The organism is Lysobacter fragariae, assembly GCF_054779775.1.
The window spans coordinates 106,028-127,163 of sequence record NZ_BAAGXP010000011.1 but is presented as its reverse complement, the minus strand read 5'-3'; the positions used below and the strand labels follow the sequence as shown (position 1 = coordinate 127,163).

The following is a 21,136-nucleotide window of genomic DNA, read 5'->3' as shown; positions in this document are numbered from 1 at the left end:
CAACATCCTCGCGTCTCGTCGTTTGCGACTGGCGTACGGCAAGATGGGTCGATGCCCGCCGCGCCCGATTTCCGCCTCTACCACTCCAACGCCCTGGAGGTACTGGCCGGATTGCTGGCGGACGAGCTGCGGCATCCCGCTTCCGGCCAGCCGCTGCTGGCGCCGGATATCGTGCTGGTGCCGCAGGTGGCGATGCGGCGCTGGCTGCAGGCGACGCTGGCAAAGGAATACGGCATCGCCGCCAACCTGGAGTTCCTGACCCCGGGCGAATTCGTTCGCCGTGCGCTCGATGCCAACGTCGCGGGCGCCGACGAGGACCTGGACGCGACGGCGCTGCACTGGCGCCTGTACGCGTCCCTTGGCGACCCCGATGCGCTGCGCGAACCGGCCCTGCAGACGCTGCGCGGCTACCTCGCCGGCGAGGATCCGCTCAAGCCCTGGTCGTTGGCGGGCGAGCTGGCCAGCGTGTTCGAGAAGTACCAGGCCTGGCGTCGCGACTGGCTGCTGGCCTGGGAGGCCGGGTCGTCGCCGAGTGATCCGCAGGCTGCGCTGTGGCGACGCGTCGCGCGCGGCCAGCGCCATCGCGCGCGGCGCATCGATGATTACCTCGGCCGCTTTGGCGGCGCTGCTGGCGGCAAGGACGGCGGCACGGGCCCTCTGCCGGCGGGATTGCCGCCGCGACTGTTCGCATTCGCCACGCTCAATGTCTCGCCCGACGTGTTGCGCGTGATCGCCACCCAGGCGCGCGTGGGGACCCTGCATTTCTACCTGCCCACGCCCACCCGCAAGTACTGGGGCGACCTGGGCACGCTGGCGGAGCGCCTGCGTGCGGGCGAGGGGGCGTTCGATCCCGACGAGGCCAGCGCCGATGAGAGCCCCCTGCTGCAGGCCTGGGGCGCGGCCGGCCGCGACTTCATGGCCGTGCTCGGCGGCTACGAAGTCGTGCACCCCTCCGGCGAAATCGCCGCCTACGACGACCCGGAGGTGCGCGGCGACACGGCGAACGAATCCCTGTTGCAACGCCTGAAGCGCGATCTGCTGCACCGGCGCGGTCCGCCGGCAACGCCCTGGCGCGCCGCACTCGATCGCGAGGACGCCAGTGTGCAGGTGCATGCCTGCCACACCCGCCTGCGCGAGGTGCAGGTGCTGCACGACCAGTTGCGCGGCCTGCTGGAGAACGATCTCCCCGAAGGCCGGCGCTTCGATCCGCCGCTGCAGCCGCGCGAGATCGCCGTGCTCGCGCCCGACATCGATCCTTACGTGCCGCACATTGCCGCGGTGTTCGGCGGCGGAGCGCGCCATGAAGCGATTCCCTACGCGCTCGCCGACACCAGCCCGATGGCGGCCGAACCTTTGGCGGCGGTGTTCCTGCAGCTGTTGGCGCTGCCGGTGTCGCGCTTCGGCCTGAGCGAGGTGCTCGACCTGCTTGCCACGCCTGCGCTGGCCGACGCCGCGCAACTCGACGCGGCCGCACTGGAGCGCCTGCACGGCTGGCTGAGCGAAGCCGGCGCGCGCTGGGGCCTGGACGCCGCGCACCGCAGCCGCCACGACGCCCCGCGCGACGATGCCTGCACCTGGGCGTTCGCGCTCGACCGCCTGCTGTTGGGTCACGCCAGCGACGATGATGCGCCGATCCTGGGTATCGCCCCTTTCACCGACATGGAAGGCAGCGCGCTGGACGCGCTCGATGCGCTGATCCGGGTGCTGCGCGTGCTGGCCCGGCACGAGCGCGTGTTCGCCACCGCGATGTCGCCCGCACTGTGGCGCGAGCGCCTGCTCGACCTGCTCGCCGCGCTGCTGCCCGAGCACCTGCGCACGGGCAACGACCAGCGCGCGCGCGAACGCCTGCACGGCCTGCTCGACGACTTCGCCCGGGCCGCGGAAGTGGCGGGCTTCGACTCGCCGGTCCCGCCGGAAGTCGTGCGCGCGCATTTCCAGAGCGCGCTGACGCAAGCCGACACCCGCGCGCCGCTGCTCACCGGCGGCGTCAGTTTCGGCCGCATGGTGCCGCTGCGCCTGCTGCCGTTCCGGGTGATCGCGTTGCTGGGCATGAACGACGGCGACTACCCGCGCCGCGATCCGGCCGGTGGATTGAACAAGCTGGCGGCCGAACTGGGTGGCCCGGCGCGCCGACACGGCGACCGCTCGCTGCGTGAGGACGACCGCTTCCTGTTCCTGCAGCTGTTCGCCGCCGCCAACGACGTGCTCTACCTGAGCTACCTCGGTGCCGATCCGCGCGACGGCAGCGAGCGCGAGCCGTCGGTGCTGGTGTCGGAACTGCTCGACACTGCGGCGCGCTATCACGCGCAACCGGCGCAGGTGCGCCAGGCTTTCGTCGTGCGCCATCCGTTGCAGCCGTTCGCGCCGGCCGCGTTCGGCGCCGGTACGGACGAAGAAGGGGAACCACGGCGCTTCAGCTATCGCGGGGAATGGCGTCCGGCCGCGCAGAGCCAGAGTGGCGAGCGCCGGCCGCTGGGTGCGTGGGTGTCCGGACCGCTGCCCGCGCCGCCGCCGCGCGAGGACACGGAGGAGCTGAGCGTCACCGAGTTGCGCAAGTTCCTCTCCGATCCGCCCGCCGCGTTCCTGCGCCAGCGGCTCAACGTGCGCCTGCCGGAAGAAGCCGACGCCGATGACGACACCGAGCCACTGACCCTGCCCGCGCGTGGCCTGCAGCGCTGGAAGCTGCAGCATGCGGTGTTCGACGCCTGCGTCGCCGGCGCCACCGACGATCTCGCCCAGCGCCTGCGCGCACGGGCGATGCTGCCGTCCGGGCCGATGGGCGCACGCCAGCTCGAACGCGTGCGCACCGAGGTGCAGCCCTATGCCGATGCGTTCCGCGCCTGGCGCGTAGGCGAGCCGCGCGTGCTGAACGTCGACTTCGAGCTCGACGGCATTCGCCTGTACGGCCGCATCGACAACCTCTACGCACACGGACTGGCGCGCCTGCGTTTCGACGAGTTGCACGGTCCGGCGCAGATCTCTCACGGGCTCGACTGGCTGATGCTGTGCGCATTCGGGCAGCCGCAGCCGTTGTGGCAGTTCGCGCTGCAGAACAAGAAACTGGGGCCGCATCCTCGCGATCCGGCAGCGCAAGCGCAGGCGCAGGACGCGCTGCGGGTCCTGCTGCGCCTGCGCGAACGCGGCCTGCGTGAGGCGCTGCCATTCCTGCCGCGCTCGGGATGGGTCTGGTACCAGGCCGAGCAGCAGCAACGCGCCGGCACCGCGGCGTCCCGAAAAAGCCCATGGGAGCGCGCGCGCGACGCCTGGACGGGCGGCAACAACGGCTGGAGCGAAAGCGCCACTGTGAGCGCGCAACTGGTGCTGCGCGGCCACGATCCGTTTGCCGACGAGGTACTGGGCGACCAGTTCCGCGCAATCGCCACGCAGGTGTTCGACGCGGTGGTCCACGCGCGCAGCGCAGGTGCCGCATGAACGTTGCCGCCGCGCACGCGCCGCCGCGCGATCCGTATCTCGACCAGCCGCTGACCGGCCTGCAGCTGATCGAGGCCAGCGCCGGCACCGGCAAGACCTTCACGCTCGCCACGCTGGTCACGCGCCTGGTGATCGAGCGCGAGCTGCGTGTTGGCCAGATCCTGGCCGTCACCTTCACCGAAGCCGCCACCCAGGAGCTGCGCGAACGCCTGCGCCAGCGCCTCACTCTGGCCGCGCGCCTCGCCAGTGGCGCGCAGGCGTCGGCGGACGATGCTGAAACCGCGCTCACCGGCGCGCTGATCGCACGCCGGCTCGCGCATGAAGACGCCGCCGCGCTGCAGGCGCGGCTGTTGCGCGCCGCGCACGAGATCGACTTGGCCGCGGTGTTCACCATCCACGGCTTCTGCATGCGCGTCCTCGGCGATCACGCGCTCGAGGCCGGGCAGCCGTTCCTCGCCGCCGAACTGGTGGGCAGCGACACCGAACTGCGCGACGAAGTCGCCGCCGACCTGTGGCGCGCGTTCGGTGCCGACGCCAGCGACGCCGAGCTGCTCGCGCGCGAGTGGTCGGGACCGGAGGAGCTGGCGAAGGACCTCGGCGCCCTGCTTGCGGCGAATGACGTGCTGCCTCCATCGCCCCCGGCAGTGCCGGATCCGGTGCCGGCGTTGCAGCAGGCGTTCGCGACGCTGCAGGCCGCCTACCGTGAACACGGCGAACACGCGCAGTCGGCGCTGGCCGACGCTTTCGCTGCGGGCGTGATGAACGGGCAGAAGGCGAAGCGGCCCAGTTACGAGAAGGCGTGGAAGTCGCTTGCGCAGGGCATCGCGATGCGCGCGCTGAAACGTACGGACGATCATCTCGACAAACTCACGCCCGCGCGGTTGCGGGAACACGCCAAAGCCGGCCGCGAGGCGCAGTTGCCCGCGTCGCCGGTGTTCGACGCGCTGGCGGCGTGGCTCGACGCCGACCTTGCGCGCGAAGCGTGGCTGGCCGACCAGACCATCGGCCTGGTCCACCGCCTGCGCGCGCAGGCCGCGTCGCGCCTGGCACGACTCAAGCGCCTGCGCCGCGTGCAGACCTTCGACGATCTGATCGAGGGCGTGGCCGGTGCACTCGAGGGCGCGCACGGCGACGCGCTGATGCAGCGGTTGCGCCAGCAGTACGCGGTGGCGCTGGTGGACGAGTTCCAGGACACCGACCCGCGGCAGTGGGCGATTTTTCGACGCGTGTTCGGCGGCGACGCGAACACGGCGGCTGACACGGATGCCACCAACACGGACGCGGCCAACCCGGACGTCGCCAATCTCTTCCTGATCGGCGATCCCAAGCAGGCGATCTACCGGTTCCGTGGCGGTGACGTCCATACGTACCTTGCGGCCGCCACGACCCCGGGCATCCGACGCTTACCGGAGCTGCGCCAGAATTTCCGTTCGCGTCCGGCCGTGCTGCGCGCGATCCAGGCGCTGTACGACCGCGGCGGCGACACCGCCTTCGGCGATGCCAAGATCCGTTTTCTCGCCGTGGAACCCGGTGGCACCGCGCACGACGACGACTACCAGCGCGCGGGCATCAACGCGCCCGCCCTGACCCTGCGGCAGCTGCCCGCACCCGACGGCGGTGGCGCGTGGAAAGCCGACGATTCCCGGCGCCGCGCCGCGGAAGCCTGCGTCACCGCGATGCACACGTTGCTCGGCGACGCCCGTCGCGGCGCGGCGATGATCCGCGGCCGTGCCGTGCGCCCGGGCGATCTCGCCGTGCTGGTGCGCGAGCACCGCGAGGCGACGCTGATGCAGGAGCTGCTCACCCGTGCCGGCATCCCGGCTGTCGCGGCGGGGCGGTTGAGCTTGTTCCACAGCGCGCAGGCGCAGGAAGTGCTCGCGTTGTTGGAAGCGCTGCTGCATCCCGGCGACGAGGCGCGGCTGCGCGGCGCCTTGGCCAGCGTGTGGCTGGGCATGGACGCGGCGATGCTGGCGCGCTTCGACGAGGACGACCACCTGCGCGCCACCTGGCAGCTGCGCGCGCTGGACTGGCGCGAGCGTTGGGAGCGCCATGGCCCGCTGGCGCTGATTTCCGACCGCTGCGCCGAACAGGCACCGCACCTGCTGCAGCTGCTCGACGGCGAACGCCGCCTCACCAACCTGCTGCAGCTGGCCGAAGTGCTGCAGGAAGCCACGACCACCGCGCTGGGCGTGCACGGCCTGGTCGACTGGCTGCGTCGCCGCATCGCCGAGGCCGATGACCGTGATGAAACCCAGCAGCTACGCCTGGAATCGGACGCCCAGCGCGTGCAGGTGATGACGCTTCACAAGAGCAAGGGCCTGGAATTCCCGCTGGTGTTCCTGCCGTTCGCGGGTGTCGGTCGTGAACGCAAATCACCGCGGCGCTGGTGCGAAGTGCTGTCCGCGCAGGGTCGCACGCTGCAGCTGGACACCGGACGCGACGTCGATGCATCCGCCTGGACCGATGCAGTCGCCGCACGCCAGCAGGAAGAAGTCGCCGAAGACGCGCGCCTGCTCTACGTCGGCCTGACCCGCGCCCGGCACGCGCTGTGGCTCGCCGCGGGCCCGTTGTTCGGCTACGACGACACGCCACTGGCGCGCCTGCTCGGCGATATCGCGACGCTCACGGATGACACCGACGGCGCCATCGTGCTCGACACCGATCCGGCTATCCCCGCCGAGTTGCTGCCATTGCCACCGGAAGCGGCCGGCGAGGTGCCTGCGGCCCGCGTGGTGCAGCGCGCGTTGCCGCGCGACTGGTGGGTGTACAGCTTCACCCAGCTGGCGCGCGAGGACAGCAGCCACGCAGCTGCGGCGACTGGTGCCGAAGTCGGCGCCGGCGACGAACCCGAAGCGCCACCGGCCGCCGATTACGACCGTCGTTTCAGCGGCAGCCGCTTCGGCAACGTGCTGCACGCGGCGCTGGAGCGGGTGGACTTCGCCGCCTGGTGCGATGCCGGTGGCGCGATTCCGGCGGGGCAGGAATCGCCGTTGCGCGAGGCGCTGTCCGGCGGCGGCTACACCGCTGCAGACAGCGACGACGGCTTGCCCGTGCTGGCGAAGCTGGTCAGCGACACCCTCAATGCCGTGCTGCCCGAGGGCGTACGCCTGTGCGATGTGCCCACCGCGCAGCGTCGCGCGGAAATGGAATTCCACTTCTCGCTACAGTCCGTCAGCGTCGAGCAACTGCTCGCCGGGCTGCACGCGCACGGCGTGCTGCGCGCGCGCCATGCCTTCGGCCTGCGCCAGCGGCTGGAAGGCCTGATGACCGGCAAGATCGACCTGGTCTACACACTGGTTGACGATGCCCCGGTTGACAGCACCTTGTCTGACGGCCCGCACGCCGGCCGCACCTACCTGCTCGACTACAAATCCAATCGGCTGCCCGCCTACGACGCGGCGACGCTCGACGCGGCGATGGACGAGAGCGAATACACCTTGCAGGCGCTGATCTACACGCTGGCCCTGCATCGCTGGCTGCGCTTCCGCCTCGGTGCGGATTACGACTACGACCGCCATTTCGGTGGCGTGCGCTACCTGTACTGCCGCGGCCTGGACGCGAACGATTCCGCTGCGCCGGGGGTGCACGCACATGTACCGCCGCGCGCGCTGGTCGAGGCGCTCGACGCCCTGTTCGCAGGAGGGCTGGCATGAGCCTGCTCGACCTGCTCCATCGCCACGGCGTGCTGCGCACCGTCGACCATGCATTGGCGCAGAGCCTGCGCCGCCTGGATCCAGCCACGCCCGATGCCGTGCTGGCCGCGACGGCGCTGGCGTCGCACGCGATCGCGCTGGGCCACGCCGGCATCGACCTCGCCCGCCCGCCGGAACTGCTCGACATCGACGTGTCCTGGCCAGAGCCGGCCGCGTGGCGCGCGGCCTTGCAGGATTCGCGCTGGGTCGCCACGCCCGGCGCGGACGTCGCCGCCGCGGCCGATGCGCCGCTGGTGCTGGAAGACGACCTGCTCTACCTGCGCCGCTACCGCGAGTACGAACGCCGACTGGCCGCGCACCTGCGACGCCTGGCCGCGCAGAACGCTGGCGAACCCACGCAGATCGCCGCTCTCGACGCGTTCGGCGCGCTGTTTCCGAATCCCGATGACGCCCAGGCGCGGGCGGCATGGTTGGCGCTGCGGCGGTCGCTGCTCGTCATCACCGGCGGTCCCGGCACCGGCAAGACCACCACCATCGCGCGGCTGCTGCTGTTGCTGTTGGCGCAGGCCCGCGCCGAGGGACGGCGCGCACCGCGCATCGCGTTGGCGGCACCCACCGGCCGCGCGGCCGAACGCATGGCGCAAAGCCTGCGCAAGGCCGTCGCGCAACTGCAGGGGACGCCGGGCGTGGATCCTGCGTTGTGCGCGGCGCTGCCGCAGCAGGCGCGCACGTTGCATCGCCTGCTCGGGACGGTGCCCGGACGGCCGCGCTTCCGCCACGACGTCGACCATCCGCTGCCGTTCGACGTGGTCGTGGTGGATGAGGCGTCGATGGTCGACCTGCCACTGATGTGCAAGCTGGTCGAAGCGGTCCCCGATGGCGCGCGCCTGCTGTTGCTGGGCGATCCGGACCAGTTGCCGTCGGTGGAAGCCGGCGACGTGCTCGCCGCGATCGTGGCGGCGGCGATGGATGAAACCGCGATCACTCCAGCGCCACCGACTACGCCGACGGTGCCTTCGATGCCGGGTGCGCGCCGCCCCCGCGGCGTTGCCGATCCCGCGCAGGCTGACTTGTTCGCGCGTGGGCCCATCAGCGACGCCGCCGTGTCGGGCGCGCCGGAAATGCCGGCAGCGATCCCCGCATTCACGCGCCTGCCGCGCGTGCATCTCAGTCGCGGTTACCGCCAATCCGAGACGCTGGACCTCGCCCCGCTCGCCAAGGCGGCGCGCGGTGGCGATGCCGACACGCTGCTCGACCTGTTGCGCACGGGCGCGCTGTCCGGCGTGCATTTCCACGCCGGGCTCGCCGATCCGCTGGCCGCGGACGCAAGGACCGCACTGCTGGCGCCGTGGCGCGCGCTGGCCGATGTCGAGGATCCGCAGGTCGCGCTCGCGCTCGCCGACCGTGCCCGCGTGCTTACTGCACTGCGCGAGGGGCCGCAGGGCGCGGTCCAGCTCAACACGCGCATCGAGGAAGCGCTGGCCGGGGCGCAGCGCGAACGCTACTTCCATGGCCGCCTGCTGCTGGTGACCGAGAACAGCTACCGCCATGGCCTGTTCAATGGCGACATCGGCGTGTGCCTGCGTGATGCCGCCGGCACCGTGGTCGCCTGGTTCCCCGGCGGCGAAGGCGTGCGCGGGTTCCATCCCGCCGCGCTGCCGGCACACGGCGGCGCGTTCGCGATGACGGTGCACAAGGCGCAGGGCTCCGAATACGACACCGTGTGGCTGCTACTGCCGCGGCAGGACGCGCGCACGCTCTCGCGCGAGCTGGTGTACACGGCGCTGACCCGCGCCCGCCAGGCGGTGCACGTGTGCGGCAGCGAGGCGGTGCTACGCGAAGCATTGTCGCGGCATGCACAGCGCGTCTCGGGGCTGGCCTCCAGACTGCGTTGAACGCGCGAGCTTGCCGCCCCTCTTTTATGACTCGCCATCTGCCCGTTCGGTGCCCGACCCGGTCGAATCGACCGACGCCGAGGACCTGCCCGCGAGGCTGCCAGTCGGAGCCGCGTAGCCAAGCTCCTCCGCGCTGGAATCCGTCGCGCGCCCAATACCTCGCGGCGCGGAGTAGCATTCCCCTCCCCACGTACGCATTGAACCCGCCATGGCCGACACCCCCAAGCCCAGCCGCGACCAGGCCGAAGCCGCTGTCCGCACCCTGCTCGCCTGGGCCGGCGACGATCCGGCCCGCGAAGGCCTGATCGACACGCCCAAGCGCGTGGTCACCGCCTACGGCGACTGGTTCAGCGGCTACGGCGAGGACCCCGCCGAATACCTGGCGCGCACCTTCGAGGAAGTGGCCGGCTACGACGAGATGATCGTGCTGCGCGACATCGAGTTCGAGAGCCATTGCGAGCACCACATGGCGCCGATCATCGGCAAGGCCCACGTCGGCTACCTGCCCGACGGCAAGGTGGTGGGCATCAGCAAGCTCGCCCGCGTGGTCGAGACCTACGCGCGCCGCCTGCAGGTGCAGGAGAAGATGACCGCGCAGATCGCCGACTGCATCCAGCACGTGCTGCAGCCGCGCGGCGTCGGCGTCGTCATCGAAGGTGCGCACGAATGCATGACCACCCGCGGCGTGCACAAGCGCGGCGTGAGCATGATCACCTCGAAGATGCTCGGCAGCTTCCGTGAGGACGCACGCACCCGCGCCGAGTTCCTGCAGTTCATCGACGTGGGCCCGGGGCGCTGAGGGCTGGGGTATTCGGCCTCGGTGCCTGACGCCGAGGCCGCGGGGTTAGCCCAGCAATACCCGCACGATGCTCGCCGCCGCCTCGCGGCCTTCGTAAGCGGCCGTCACCACCAAGTCCGCCCCGCGCACCGCATCGCCGCCGGCGAAAACCTTCGGGTGCGCGGTCGGCCCACGACAAGCGTGAAGTGGCCGTCCGGCAAGGGCCGCGCCCGCGGCCCAGAATGATGGAGCGCTGAATTCTTGTATCAACGCCCAAGGATCGCCTGCACGATCGCCGCAGCGGCTTCGCGCCCCTCATAGGCCGCTGTCACCACCAGATCTGCACCGCGCGCCGCATCACCGCCCGCGAAGACGCAAGGGTGCGTGGTCTGGAACGGCAATAGCGAATCCTGCGTCGCGCAATCACTACCGCAACGCGACCGCTCGCGCCCGACGCGGATACGGCCATCGCGCTCCAGCTCGATGCCGTGCGTGGCCAGCCACGCCGGCGGATCGGGCTGGAACCCGAACGCGATGATCACGACGTCCGCTGCCAGCACCGATTCGGTACCCGCCACCACCACCGCATTGCGACGACCGCGCGCGTCGGGTTCGCCCAGCACGGTGTCGGCCACACGCACGCCGGTGACGTGGTCGTCGCCAAGCAACGCCAGCGGCTGGCGGTTGAACAGGAACTGCACGCCTTCCTCGCGCGCATTCGCCACTTCGCGCGCGGAGCCGGGCATGTTGGCTTCGTCGCGGCGGTAGACGCAGCTCACGCTCGCCGCGCCCAGGCGCACCGCGCTGCGCACGCAATCCATGCCGGTGTCGCCACCGCCGAGCACGACCACGCGCTTGCCGCGCAGGTCGGGCAGGGCGATGTGGTCTTCCCAACCCGCGATGGCCTTGCTCACCGGCGGCAGGCCCTCGGACGACGCCCTGGCATCGGCGGCGGCATGCACGATGCGGCCGTTCTGCACCAGGAACGGCAGTGCCGGCAGCACGTTCGCGAGATCCTGGCCGGGCAGGCCGCCGTCGGTGTAGCGGTAGCTGCCCAGGCCGAGGAACACCGCGTCGAAGTCGTCGATGAGCGATTCCAGGGTCACGTCGCGACCGACTTCGACACCGAGGCGGAACTGCACGCCCATGCCGTCGAGGATCTCGCGCCGCGACACCATCACCGTCTTGTCGAGCTTGAAGCTGGGGATGCCGAAGTGCAGCAGACCGCCGATGGCTTCGTAGCGATCGAACACGGTGGCTTCCACGCCCGCGCGCGCGAGGCGATCCGCGCACGACAAGCCGGCGGGACCCGCGCCGATCACCGCGACGCGCTTGCCGGTGGCCACCACGTTCGACAGATCCGGGCGCCAGCCTTCGGCGAGTGCGGCATCGACGATGTATTTCTCCACCGCGCCAATGGTCACCGCGCCAAAGCCGTCGTTGAGCGTGCAGCTGCCTTCGCACAGGCGGTCCTGCGGACACACGCGACCGCAGATTTCCGGCAGCGGGTTGGTTTCGTGGCACAGCGATGCGGCTTCGGTGACGCGGCCCTGGCGCGCGAGCTCCAGCCACTGCGGGATGTAGTTGTGCAGCGGGCACTTCCACGCGCAATACGGGTTGCCGCAATCGAGGCAGCGCCCGGCCTGGTGCTTCGCCTCGGCGTGGTCGAAGCGGCCGTACAGCTCGCTCCAGTCGCCGTCCTGGCGCAGCGCCAACGGAATGCGCGCAGGCATCTGCCGCGGCTGTTCGCGGAAGCCGAATGCGGGCCGGGCAGCGGTAGGTTTCTTCGTTTCCATCTTGCTCATGCGCACCCACAGCCTCGTTCTTCGTCATTCCCGCGAAGGCGGGAATCCAGTGACGTTCGCGTTTGACGTCGCGTCGGGAAAGGTTGCGGGCGGGTTGCCTCGTCGTTGATGAGCAACGACTTTGGGTTGACCGGCGTTCGCCGTTGAACGGCATTTCCGCTTTCGCGGGAGCTACAAGCAAGGGCGAACGCCATCACGCCGCTCTCCTGAGGTTCTCCGCCAGCGCTTCCAGACTCGCGGCTTTCGGTTTCACCAGCCAGAATTTGCCCAGGAAATCGCGCATCTCCTCGACGATCTTCCTTGCCCACGCACTGTCGGTGTGGGCGACGTGCGCCAGCAGCAGGTCGCGCAGGTGCGAACGGTAGTTTTCCAGGCCGTCGCCGGCGATGCGCTGGATGTCGATCAGCTCGTGGTTGTAGCGATCGACGAAATCGCGATCCAGGTCGAGCACGTATGCAAGCCCACCGGTAAAGCCCGCACCGAAGTTCAATCCGGTGCGCCCCAGCACCGCGACCACGCCGCCGGTCATGTATTCGCAGCAGTGGTCGCCGGCGCCTTCGACCACGGCGATCGCGCCGGAATTGCGCACGGCGAAGCGCTCGCCGGCGCGGCCTGCGGCATACAGCTCGCCGCCGGTGGCGCCGTACAGGCAGGTGTTGCCGAGGATCGGCGCATTGCGGGTGTCGTAGCGGGCGTCGGGCGACGGTTTCAGCACGATGCGACCGCCGGCCATGCCTTTGCCGACGTAATCATTGGCCTCGCCGGTGAGTTCGAAGTGCAGGCCGCCGGCGTGGAAAGCACCGAAGCTCTGCCCGGCGACACCCGTGAAGCGCACCGTGACCGGCGCATCGGCCATGCCACGGTCGCCATGCGTGCGGGCGATGAAGCCCGACAGGCGCGCGCCGATGCTGCGGTCGGTGTTGCGGATCGCGTGCGCGAACTCGCCGCCGCGCTTGTTGGCGATGGCGTCGTGCAACTCGGCGTCGAGAACCGCCGTGAGCCCTTCCGCCGCGACGGCCGGTGCCGGTGCGCCGCAATGACCGCCGTGCGCCAGGCCGTCGCCGGCGAGCAGCGGCGCAAGGTCAGGATGCCGATACCGCTCGTTGTCCGCGATCCGTTGCGACGGGTTCGAGGCGTCGCCAGCGACACCAACGCCGACCTGTTCGAGCAGATCGGTACGGCCCCCGATTTGCTTCAGCAAATCGGTACGACCCACCACCTCACCCAACGAACGCACGCCCAGCTGCGCCAGCCACTGCCGCACCTCCTCCGCGAGCAGGCGGAAGAAGGTCTCCACGCGCTCGGGCAGGCCGGTGAAGTGGTCGCGGCGCAGCGCGTCGTCCTGCGTGGCCACGCCGGTGGCGCAGTTGTTGAGATGACAGATGCGCAGGTACTTGCAGCCCAACGCGATCATCGGCGCGGTGCCGAAGCCGAAGCTTTCCGCGCCCAACAAGGCCGCCTTGACCACGTCCAGGCCGCTCTTGAGCCCGCCGTCGGTCTGCAGGATCACGCGATCGCGCAGGTCGTTGGCCAGCAGCGCCTGTCGCGCTTCCGACAGGCCCAGTTCCCATGGCGTGCCGGCGTAGCGGATCGATGACAGTGGACTCGCGCCAGTGCCGCCATCGTGGCCGGAAATGGTGACAAGGTCTGCGCCCGCCTTCACCACGCCGGTGGCAATCGTGCCCACGCCCGCGTGCGACACCAGCTTCACCGACACCAGCGCGTCGGGATTGACCTGCTTGAGGTCATGGATGAGCTGGGCGAGGTCTTCGATCGAATAGATGTCGTGGTGCGGCGGCGGTGAGATCAGGCCGATGCCGGGCATGGCGTAGCGCAGCCGTGCGATCAGCGCGTTGACCTTGTGGCCGGGTAGCTGGCCGCCCTCGCCGGGCTTGGCGCCCTGCGCGATCTTGATCTGCAGTACGTCGGCATTCACCAGGTATTCCGGGGTGACGCCGAAGCGGCCGGACGCGATCTGCTTGATCTTCGACACCTTGTCAGTGCGGTAGCGCGCCGGATCCTCGCCACCTTCGCCCGAGTTGCTGCGACCGCCGAGGCGATTCATTGCGATCGCGAGCGCTTCGTGCGCTTCCGGCGACAGCGCACCCAGCGACATGGCGGCCGTGTCGAAGCGGCGCACGATGGCTTCGATCGACTCGACGTCCTCGATCGGAATCGGCGTCGCCGCGACGCGCAGTTGCAGCAGGTCACGCAGCGCCGCGGTCGGGCGGTCGTTCACCGCTTCGGCGTAATGCTGCCAGTCGCGCCATTCGCCGCTGGCGACCGCACGTTGCAGGCGGGTCACCACGTCTGGGTTGAACAGGTGGTATTCGCCGCCGGGCACATACTTGAGCAGGCCACCGATCTCCGGCAGTGCGTTGGCGTTCCAGGCGTGTTCGGCGAGGTGCTGCGCATCGCGATCCAGTGCATCGAACCCGGCGCCGCCGATGCGCGCCGGCGTACCGGCGAAACACAGGTCGACCACATCGCGGTCAAGTCCGATGATCTCGAACAGCTGCGCGCCGCGGTAGCTGCCGATGGTGCTGATGCCCATCTTGGAGATGATCTTGAGCAGGCCCTTCTTCACGCCGCGACGGTAACTGCGGCCGATCTGCGCGACCTCGTCGTGCTTGGTCTTGAGGATGCCGCGCACGCCCAGGTCGTGCAGCGTCTGGTACGCCAGATACGGATACACCGCGGTCGCACCGAAGCCGATCAGGCAGGCGAAATGGTGCGGGTCGCGCGCAGTACCGGTCTCGACCACGATGTTGGCGTTGCAGCGCAGTCCGACCCGGATCAGGTGGTGATGCACGGCGCCGGTGGCGAGCAATGCATGCGCGACGAGTTTGTCGCGCTCGGGATAGCGATCGCTCAGCAGGAGGAAGATCACGCCGTCGCGCACTGCGGCCTCGCACTCGGCGCAGATGCGTCGCAGCGCCGCTTCCAGGCCTTCTTCTGCGTCGTAATTCAGGTGGATCACCTGGTGCGCGCCGGCGAACGGCGGCATCGACAGCACCTGCCGCAGCTTGCGCTGCGACAACACCGGCGAATTGAGCATCACGTGGTGCACCAGGCCGCCGCCGCCGCTTCCATCGGTGCCGTCGTCGTCGATCCCGTCGTCGAAGATGTTGCCTTCCTGCCCCAGCTGCGTGACCAGCGACATCACGCAGTCCTCGCGCAGCGGATCGATGGGTGGGTTGGTCACCTGCGCGAACGCCTGGCGGAAGCAGTCGTACAGCGGCCGTACCTGCTGCGACAGCACCGCCATCGGCACATCGTCGCCCATCGAGCCGACGGCTTCCTGCTCGGTTTCGGCGAGCGGACGCAGCACCTGTTCGCGCTCCTCGCGGGTGAGCTGGAAGAGCTTCTGGTAGCGGGCCAGTGTCTCGTGGTCGAAGGGTTCGGCAGCGAGGCTGGGATCGATCAGTTCGCTATGCAGGTAGGTCATGCCCTGCTTGAGCCAGCGCTTGTACGGCGCGCGCGCGCGATTGATGGCGTCGATGGCGTCGCTGTCGAGCAGCACGCCGCCCTGCAGGTCGACCGCGATCATCTCGCCCGGGCCGAGCTTGCCCTTGGCCTCCACCTCGCGCTCGGCGACATCGAACACGCCGGCCTCAGACGCGATCATGAAATGCCGGTCGCGCGTGGTGGCCCAGCGGGCGGGACGCAGGCCGTTGCGATCGAGCGTGCACGCGGCGAAGCGCGCGTCGGTGGTGACGATTCCGGCCGGACCGTCCCACGGTTCGGAGTTGATCGCGTAGTAGTCGTAGAACGCCGCGAGGTCCGCGTCCTTGTACTCCAGCGACTGCGTGGCCGGCGGAATCAGCACGCGCATCGCCTTGAGCAGGTCCCAGCCGCCGGCCTGCAGCAGCTCCAGCATGTTGTCGAGCGACTGCGAATCCGAGCCATCGATACCGATCACCGGATCGAACTCGCGCGGGTCGAAGTCGGCGGTGCGCCACGCATGCGCGCGCGCCTGCGCCCAGGCGCGGTTGCCGGAGATCGTGTTGATCTCGCCGTTGTGCGCGAGCAGGCGGAACGGCTGCGCCAGCGGCCAGCGCGGCGCGGAATTGGTGGAGAAGCGCTGGTGGAACACGACGGCGCTGCTGGCGAGCTCGCTGCGCCGCAGGTCGGGATAGAGCTGCGCCAGGCGCTCGGGCAGGACCATGCCCTTGTAGCCGATCGCGTGCGCGGATAGCGTCACCACGTAGAAATCCTGGCTGGAAGCCAGTTGCTGTTCCGCCCGGCGGCGCGCGAGGTACAACGCGTGCTGGAAGCGTTCGGGCGTCGGCTGCGCACCGTTGCTGTCCTGCGCTGGCACCACGAACAGCTGTTCGATGCGCGGCATCGACGCGCGCGCGCGTTCGCCACAGGCGCTGACGTCGACCGGCACCGTCCGCCAGCCCGCAGCTGCCAGCTGCGTGTCGCGCAACACGTCTGCAAAGGTGGCGCGCGCGCGCGTTGCCGCGGCTTCGTCGTGCGGCAGGAACACCAGTCCCGCCGCATACAACGGGCCCAATGCGATGCCGGCTTCCGTGGCCAACGCGCGCAGCCAGGCGTCGGGCTTGCGGATCAGCACGCCGCAGCCGTCGCCGCTGAGGCCGTCGGCTGCGACGCCGCCACGATGGGTCATCCGCACCAGCGCGTTGATCGCGCGCTGCACCAGTTCCGGCGAGGGCGTGTCGTCGAGTTGCGCTATCAGGCCGAAGCCACAGGCGTCGCGCTCGTCGCGCGGGTCGTACAAACCTTGCGGGCCCGGTTGGTTGGGGTCCATGGCGTTCCTCGAAAGCGATTCGGATCGAAGCGGGAACAACGCGAAGCAGGCGTGCAGCGGTGCGGCGGAGCTCCATGCGGGAGGCGTCGGAACATCCGTTCAACACCTGTGCATCCATTCGGATCGCGGGGACGCCGTGCCGCGGTTCGCTTGCGCGGTCCGGCCGGCCTGACACCCTTGGATGGCCCTAATCAAGCACAATTTGTGCGCTGCCGCAAATAGCTTTTCATGCGGCTAAGCAGTTGAAAATGAAACTGTTTTTAGAGCCGAAACTTCAAACGCGCGGCGCCGCCGGGATGCCGGCCGGGGGCGGCCCAAGAGACTCGTTTTTCTCGTCATTGCCGCGAAGGCGGGAGTCCAGTGACCTTGTTCTCATTGGCTTGAAAGTCACTGTTCCCCGCCTTTGCGGGGATGACGGCAAATTACTCAGCTCCGCAATGGCTCGGCACGCGCTCCAGAACGCGACGACGATGCGGGTACTGTCAGGCAGGTGCCGAGCAAGCCCGGCACTGCAGCTCGTTGCACTTCACGTTGAACGCCACGACGCGCAACCGAAGCACTCCGCGCGATCCGTGCACAACGGCGACAACAGCACCGCGATAGACTTGGCTCTCGTTTTTTCGAAACCATCCCCCGTGACCGAATCGACCACCGGCGCGCGCAAAGCTGCGCTGACGTTCATCTTCTTCACCGTCCTGATCGACATCCTTGCGTTTGGCTTGATCATCCCGGTGCTGCCGCACCTGGTGCAGGACTTCGTCGGTGGCGATACCGGCGTGGCGGCGCACTGGGTCGGCGTGTTCGGCACCGTGTTCGCGTTGATCCAGTTCTTCGCTGCGCCAGTGCAGGGTGCGCTCTCGGACCGTTACGGCCGGCGCCCGGTGATCCTGCTGTCGTGCCTGGGCCTGGGGCTGGATTTCATCTTCATGGCGCTGGCCAACTCGCTGCCGTGGCTGTTCGTGGGCCGGGTGATCTCGGCGATCACCTCCGCGAGTTTCACCACCGCCAATGCCTACATCGCCGACGTGACGCCGCCGGAAAAACGCGCGCAGGCCTTCGGCATGCTCGGTGCGGCGTTCGGACTGGGCTTCATCATCGGGCCGGTGCTTGGCGGCCACCTTGGCGCCATCGACGTGCGCCTGCCGTTCTGGGGCGCGGCGCTGCTGGCGCTGTGCAACTTCGCCTACGGGTTCTTCGTCCTGCCCGAATCGCATCCACGCGAACGCCGCACGCCGCGCTTCGACTGGGCGCACGCCAAGCCGATGGGCTCGGTGAAGCTGCTGAAGAGCTATCCGCAGATCTGGAGCCTGGTCGGCGTGGTGCTGCTGCTCAACCTCGCGCACTACGTGTTTCCCAGCGTGTTCGTGCTGTTCGCCGACTACCGCTATGGCTGGGACCAGAAGCTGGTGGGCAACGTGCTCGGCGTGGTCGGCGTGTTCAGCGTGCTGGTCAATGCGGTGCTGGTGAAGCGCGCCGTGGCGAAGCTCGGCGAACGCCGCACGCTGCTGATCGGGCTGACTGCGGGCGTGGTGGGCTTCGTGATCTACGGGATCGCGCCGACGGGCCTGCTGTTCCTGTGCGGGATCCCGATCATGTCGCTGTGGGCGTTCGCGATGCCGTCCACCCAGGCGCTGATCACGCGCGAGGTCGGGCCGGAAGCACAGGGCCGGATCCAGGGCGCGCTGAGCAGCCTGGTGAGCCTGGCGGGAATCGTCGGGCCGGCGTTCTACACCAGCGTGTTCGCGTTCTTCATCGGCAAGCACGCGCCGCTGCACCTGCCGGGCGCGCCGTTCCTCGCGGCGGGTGTGCTGCTGGCGACGGCGCTGGTGATCGCGTGGCGTTACGTGCGCGCGCATGTGCCGGCGGCGGCGGAAGCGCCCGGCGCGGCCTGAGGCGGTTTGTCGTGGTGACGTGGCCAACCGTGGTCAGCACCACTGCTGTCCGAACGCAGTGAGGCGCCTGCTGTTCAAGCAAAAAGCAGGTCCTTCGCTTCGCTCAGGACGACAACTCAAGGGTCAGCAGGATGGTCGGGGTATGACGAGAGACGCCTAGGCGAGAACGGCAAGTGCCGAGTGCGATTGCCTGCGCGTGTCCTCACGACGGCGCGAACGCCAGCGGCGACGACTCAGGGCCCCAGCGCGCCCAGCTGTTCCGCCGGCAGCGGCAACAGCGACCAGAACGGGACGTCGCGCTCGCTCCAGCTCACCGCGGCTTCGTTGAGGACGTCCAGCAGCGTGGCGAAATTCTCGTCGTCCGCGTCGCGCCAGCCGTCCACGCCGTCGAACAGCACCAGGTAACCGGCGCCCGGCAGCCACGACAGGTCGCCCAGACAGTCGGCCAGCGCGTCGAAGTTGCCGCCGAACCATTCCGGGAACTCCAGCGCCTGCGCAATCGCCTGCAGCACGTCGTCCTTGCCGTTGACGCCCGCCAGCGCGACACGCAGCACCTTGAAATCCAGCCCGCTGGCGGCTTCCGCCATGGCGTCGGTGTCGTGCAGTTCGACGAAATAGGCGCCGGCCTGCGTGGCATCGGCGAGCAGCGCGCGCGCGTCGACGGATTGGCTCATGGTGCGTTCCCTTGCAGCTCGAAGCGGCGGAAGCTTCGGTAGTGGTCGTCGGTGTACCAGTACTCGAGCGGAGGTTCGCCGCCGGTGATGATGCGGCGCGCGCCGCGGTCGCGCGAGCCGGGTGTCTCTACCGTGTACTCGTGGTAGTAGCCGCGGGGCTGCGCCGGCAGGCGACGTTCGCGATTGCCGAACACGCTGCCGTCCTGACGATGCTCGAACGGCCCGCCGGCGGCGATCCGCCGCAACATCGCGTGCGCTTCGGGCGGAAGGAAGTCGGGGCGTTGCGCGACGCGGTCGTCGCTGGCGGGCGGCAAGGCGACCGGGGCCGTCGTCGTCGACGACGCGGTCGGCAGTGAGGCCGTGGGCACCGGGCCAGGCACGGCGGTCGAAGGCGTGCGCGGCTGTGCCCACAGCCAGAGGCCGAGCACGAACAGGGCTACCAGGATCCAAGGGAGGCGTCGCATGTGAATCTTTATGCAAGGACAGTGCCATGGGTTGGAATGCGTTCCTGCCCGCGGATGCCCCCTAGAATCCGGGTGTTTCGCGCGACCGGCGATGCAGGCAGGGACAGGCTACGCCGACCTTCGAGGCAGCGCAGTTGGACGCTCCGCGTCACTCGTCGGGGCAATGTGGCGACGGGCCCGCGCGCGCGTCGACGCCGATCCTGGCGCCGCAACGCAACCGCGCGGAGCTTTGTTCGCATCAGCACGAAGCCTCTCAACGACTTGCGAGCACCGCCGACAGGAGCGACCGCGCCGATGATCGACAAACCGCATTCTCCCTCCTGCGACCGCAACCGCGATCCGATCCTCGCGGTGCTGCGCGAGCACTTGGCCGGGCGCAGGCAGGTGCTCGAGATCGGCAGCGGTACCGGCCAGCACGCGGTGTATTTCGCCGCGGCGATGCCCTGGTTGGATTGGCAATGCTCGGACGTCGCCGGAAACCTGCCGGGGATCACGGCCTGGTTGGATGAGGCCGCGCTGCCGAACACGCCCGCACCCATCGCGCTGGACGTTCGCGCGGCGTGGCCCGCGCGCCGCTTCGACGCGGTATTCACCGCCAACACCCTGCACATCATGGGCTGGCCGGAGGTGGAAGCCACCTTCGCCGCGCTCGACACGGTGCTGGCGGCGGACGCGACGCTCACGGTCTACGGCCCGTTCAACTACGGCGGTGCCTACACCAGCGACAGCAATCGCGATTTCGACGCATGGCTGAAGGCACGCGACCCACGCTCGGCGATCCGTGACTTCGAAGCAGTGGACGCGCTGGCACGCGCGATCGGCCTGCACCTGGCCGCCGATCTTGCGATGCCGGCGAATAACCGCACGCTGGTGTGGCGCCGCTAGTGTGCGGCGACAACCCGGTCAGTTCAGCCCAGTAGGCGGAGCAGCCGGCGCCGCTGCAGCCGCGCCGTTTGTAGCCGGGCCGTTCCTCACTGCACCGTCCAGCCGCCGTCGACCTCGACGGTGTGGCCGGTGATGTTGCGCGCATGCGCTGACATCAGGAACGCGGTGATGCCCGCCAGTTCCTCGAAGGTGATGAACACGCCCTTCGGCATCGGCTTGAGCATCACTTCGCTCACCACCTGCGATTCCGGGATGCCGCGCGTGCGCGCCTGGTCGGCGATCTGCTTGTCGACCAGCGGGGTCTTCACGTAGGTCGGGCAGATCGTGTTGACGGTGATGTCGGTGTTCGCCGTCTCCAGTGCGATCACCTTGGAGAAGCCGACCAGGCCGTGCTTGGCGGCAACGTAGGCGCTCTTGAACGGGCTGGCCACCAAAGAGTGGATCGAACCGATGTTGACCACGCGACCAAAGCCGCGTTCGCGCATGCCAGGCAGCACCGCGCGGGTGAGGCGGGCGACGCCAACCAGCATCACCTGCACCAGGAACTCCCATTTCTCCATCGGGAACTCCTCCAGTGGCGCGACGTGCTGCAGGCCGGCGTTGTTGACCAGCACGTCGACCGGGCGGGACACCGCGGCCAGCGCCGCGGCAATGCTGGCGTCGGAGGTGACGTCGAGCGCGAGCGCCTGCGCGCTGCCGCCTGCGTCGCGCAGCGACTGGGCGACGGCCTGCGCCGCATCGAGGTTCACGTCGGTGACGACGAGGTGGTGGCCGGCGCGCGCGAGTTCGGTGGCGATGCCGGCACCGATGCCGCTGCCGGCGCCGGTGATGAGGATGCAGCGTGAGGTCATGGCAGGTCCTGTGGAAGGCCGGTGGGTGCGGCC

Annotated in this window: 11 protein-coding genes; 6 read left to right on the top strand and 5 right to left on the bottom strand. The window is 69.4% G+C overall.

Annotated features, from left to right (window positions below):
• Window positions 1–51 precede the first annotated feature (51 nt).
• The 4 genes from recC (at window position 52) to folE (ending at window position 9,779) form a co-directional block, all read left to right on the top strand.
• Window positions 52–3,432 (top strand): exodeoxyribonuclease V subunit gamma, encoded by a 3,381-nt coding sequence (gene recC, locus ACYVD7_RS11430; protein WP_460763146.1) that lies wholly within the window; start codon window positions 52–54, stop codon window positions 3,430–3,432.
• The gene (locus ACYVD7_RS11425) at window positions 3,429–7,085 is read left to right on the top strand and encodes a UvrD-helicase domain-containing protein (protein WP_460763143.1); all 3,657 of its coding nucleotides are present in this window, start codon (window positions 3,429–3,431) and stop codon (window positions 7,083–7,085) included. Before recC ends, ACYVD7_RS11425 begins: the two co-directional genes overlap by 4 nt.
• Window positions 7,082–8,980: an AAA family ATPase gene (locus tag ACYVD7_RS11420; RefSeq protein WP_460763140.1), complete on the top strand. Its 1,899-nt coding sequence runs from the start codon at window positions 7,082–7,084 to the stop codon at window positions 8,978–8,980. The genes ACYVD7_RS11425 and ACYVD7_RS11420 overlap by 4 nt, the downstream gene beginning before the upstream one ends.
• A 208-nt stretch (window positions 8,981–9,188) precedes the next feature.
• Complete coding sequence (gene folE / locus ACYVD7_RS11415) at window positions 9,189–9,779, top strand: GTP cyclohydrolase I FolE (protein WP_460763137.1); 591 nt, start codon at window positions 9,189–9,191, stop codon at window positions 9,777–9,779.
• A gap of 245 nt (window positions 9,780–10,024) precedes the next feature.
• On the opposite strand, the gene ACYVD7_RS11410 is transcribed toward folE, so the two are convergent.
• Together ACYVD7_RS11410 and gltB are read right to left on the bottom strand one after the other, a co-directional pair.
• On the bottom strand, window positions 10,025–11,554 hold the full coding sequence (locus tag ACYVD7_RS11410) for an FAD-dependent oxidoreductase (RefSeq protein WP_460763426.1): 1,530 nt from the start codon (window positions 11,552–11,554) through the stop codon (window positions 10,025–10,027).
• Window positions 11,555–11,756: 202 nt separating this feature from the next.
• Window positions 11,757–16,337: a glutamate synthase large subunit gene (gltB, locus tag ACYVD7_RS11405; protein ID WP_460763135.1), complete on the bottom strand. Its 4,581-nt coding sequence runs from the start codon at window positions 16,335–16,337 to the stop codon at window positions 11,757–11,759.
• Between the two features lie 635 nt (window positions 16,338–16,972).
• Between gltB and ACYVD7_RS11400 the strand changes: the two genes are divergently transcribed.
• Window positions 16,973–18,229: a TCR/Tet family MFS transporter gene (locus ACYVD7_RS11400; RefSeq protein ID WP_460763132.1), complete on the top strand. Its 1,257-nt coding sequence runs from the start codon at window positions 16,973–16,975 to the stop codon at window positions 18,227–18,229.
• Between the two features lie 233 nt (window positions 18,230–18,462).
• Here ACYVD7_RS11400 and ACYVD7_RS11395 read toward each other — a convergent pair whose 3' ends face one another.
• Window positions 18,463–18,903 (bottom strand): barstar family protein, encoded by a 441-nt coding sequence (locus ACYVD7_RS11395; protein WP_460763130.1) that lies wholly within the window; start codon window positions 18,901–18,903, stop codon window positions 18,463–18,465.
• The gene (locus ACYVD7_RS11390) at window positions 18,900–19,367 is read right to left on the bottom strand and encodes a guanyl-specific ribonuclease (protein ID WP_460763128.1); all 468 of its coding nucleotides are present in this window, start codon (window positions 19,365–19,367) and stop codon (window positions 18,900–18,902) included. The genes ACYVD7_RS11395 and ACYVD7_RS11390 overlap by 4 nt, the downstream gene beginning before the upstream one ends.
• A 294-nt stretch (window positions 19,368–19,661) precedes the next feature.
• On the opposite strand from ACYVD7_RS11390, the gene ACYVD7_RS11385 reads away from it, so the two are divergent.
• Window positions 19,662–20,252 (top strand): DUF938 domain-containing protein, encoded by a 591-nt coding sequence (locus tag ACYVD7_RS11385; protein ID WP_460763125.1) that lies wholly within the window; start codon window positions 19,662–19,664, stop codon window positions 20,250–20,252.
• An 86-nt stretch (window positions 20,253–20,338) separates the two neighbouring features.
• On the opposite strand, the gene ACYVD7_RS11380 is transcribed toward ACYVD7_RS11385, so the two are convergent.
• Entirely contained in the window at window positions 20,339–21,103 is a 765-nt protein-coding gene (locus ACYVD7_RS11380) for a 3-hydroxybutyrate dehydrogenase (RefSeq protein ID WP_460763123.1), read from the bottom strand.
• Window positions 21,104–21,136: the final 33 nt, after the last annotated feature.

Excerpts from the sequence above, each read along its gene's own strand:
- recC (WP_460763146.1), top strand. The coding sequence starts at position 52 with ATGCCCGCCGCGCCCGATTTCCGCCTCTACCACTCCAACGCCCTGGAG.
- ACYVD7_RS11425 (WP_460763143.1), top strand. The coding sequence starts at position 3,429 with ATGAACGTTGCCGCCGCGCACGCGCCGCCGCGCGATCCGTATCTCGAC.
- ACYVD7_RS11420 (WP_460763140.1), top strand. The coding sequence starts at position 7,082 with ATGAGCCTGCTCGACCTGCTCCATCGCCACGGCGTGCTGCGCACCGTC.
- folE (WP_460763137.1), top strand. The coding sequence starts at position 9,189 with ATGGCCGACACCCCCAAGCCCAGCCGCGACCAGGCCGAAGCCGCTGTC.
- ACYVD7_RS11410 (WP_460763426.1), bottom strand. The coding sequence starts at position 11,554 with ATGGAAACGAAGAAACCTACCGCTGCCCGGCCCGCATTCGGCTTCCGC.
- gltB (WP_460763135.1), bottom strand. The coding sequence starts at position 16,337 with ATGGACCCCAACCAACCGGGCCCGCAAGGTTTGTACGACCCGCGCGAC.
- ACYVD7_RS11395 (WP_460763130.1), bottom strand. The coding sequence starts at position 18,903 with ATGAGCCAATCCGTCGACGCGCGCGCGCTGCTCGCCGATGCCACGCAG.
- ACYVD7_RS11390 (WP_460763128.1), bottom strand. The coding sequence starts at position 19,367 with ATGCGACGCCTCCCTTGGATCCTGGTAGCCCTGTTCGTGCTCGGCCTC.
- ACYVD7_RS11385 (WP_460763125.1), top strand. The coding sequence starts at position 19,662 with ATGATCGACAAACCGCATTCTCCCTCCTGCGACCGCAACCGCGATCCG.
- ACYVD7_RS11380 (WP_460763123.1), bottom strand. The coding sequence starts at position 21,103 with ATGACCTCACGCTGCATCCTCATCACCGGCGCCGGCAGCGGCATCGGT.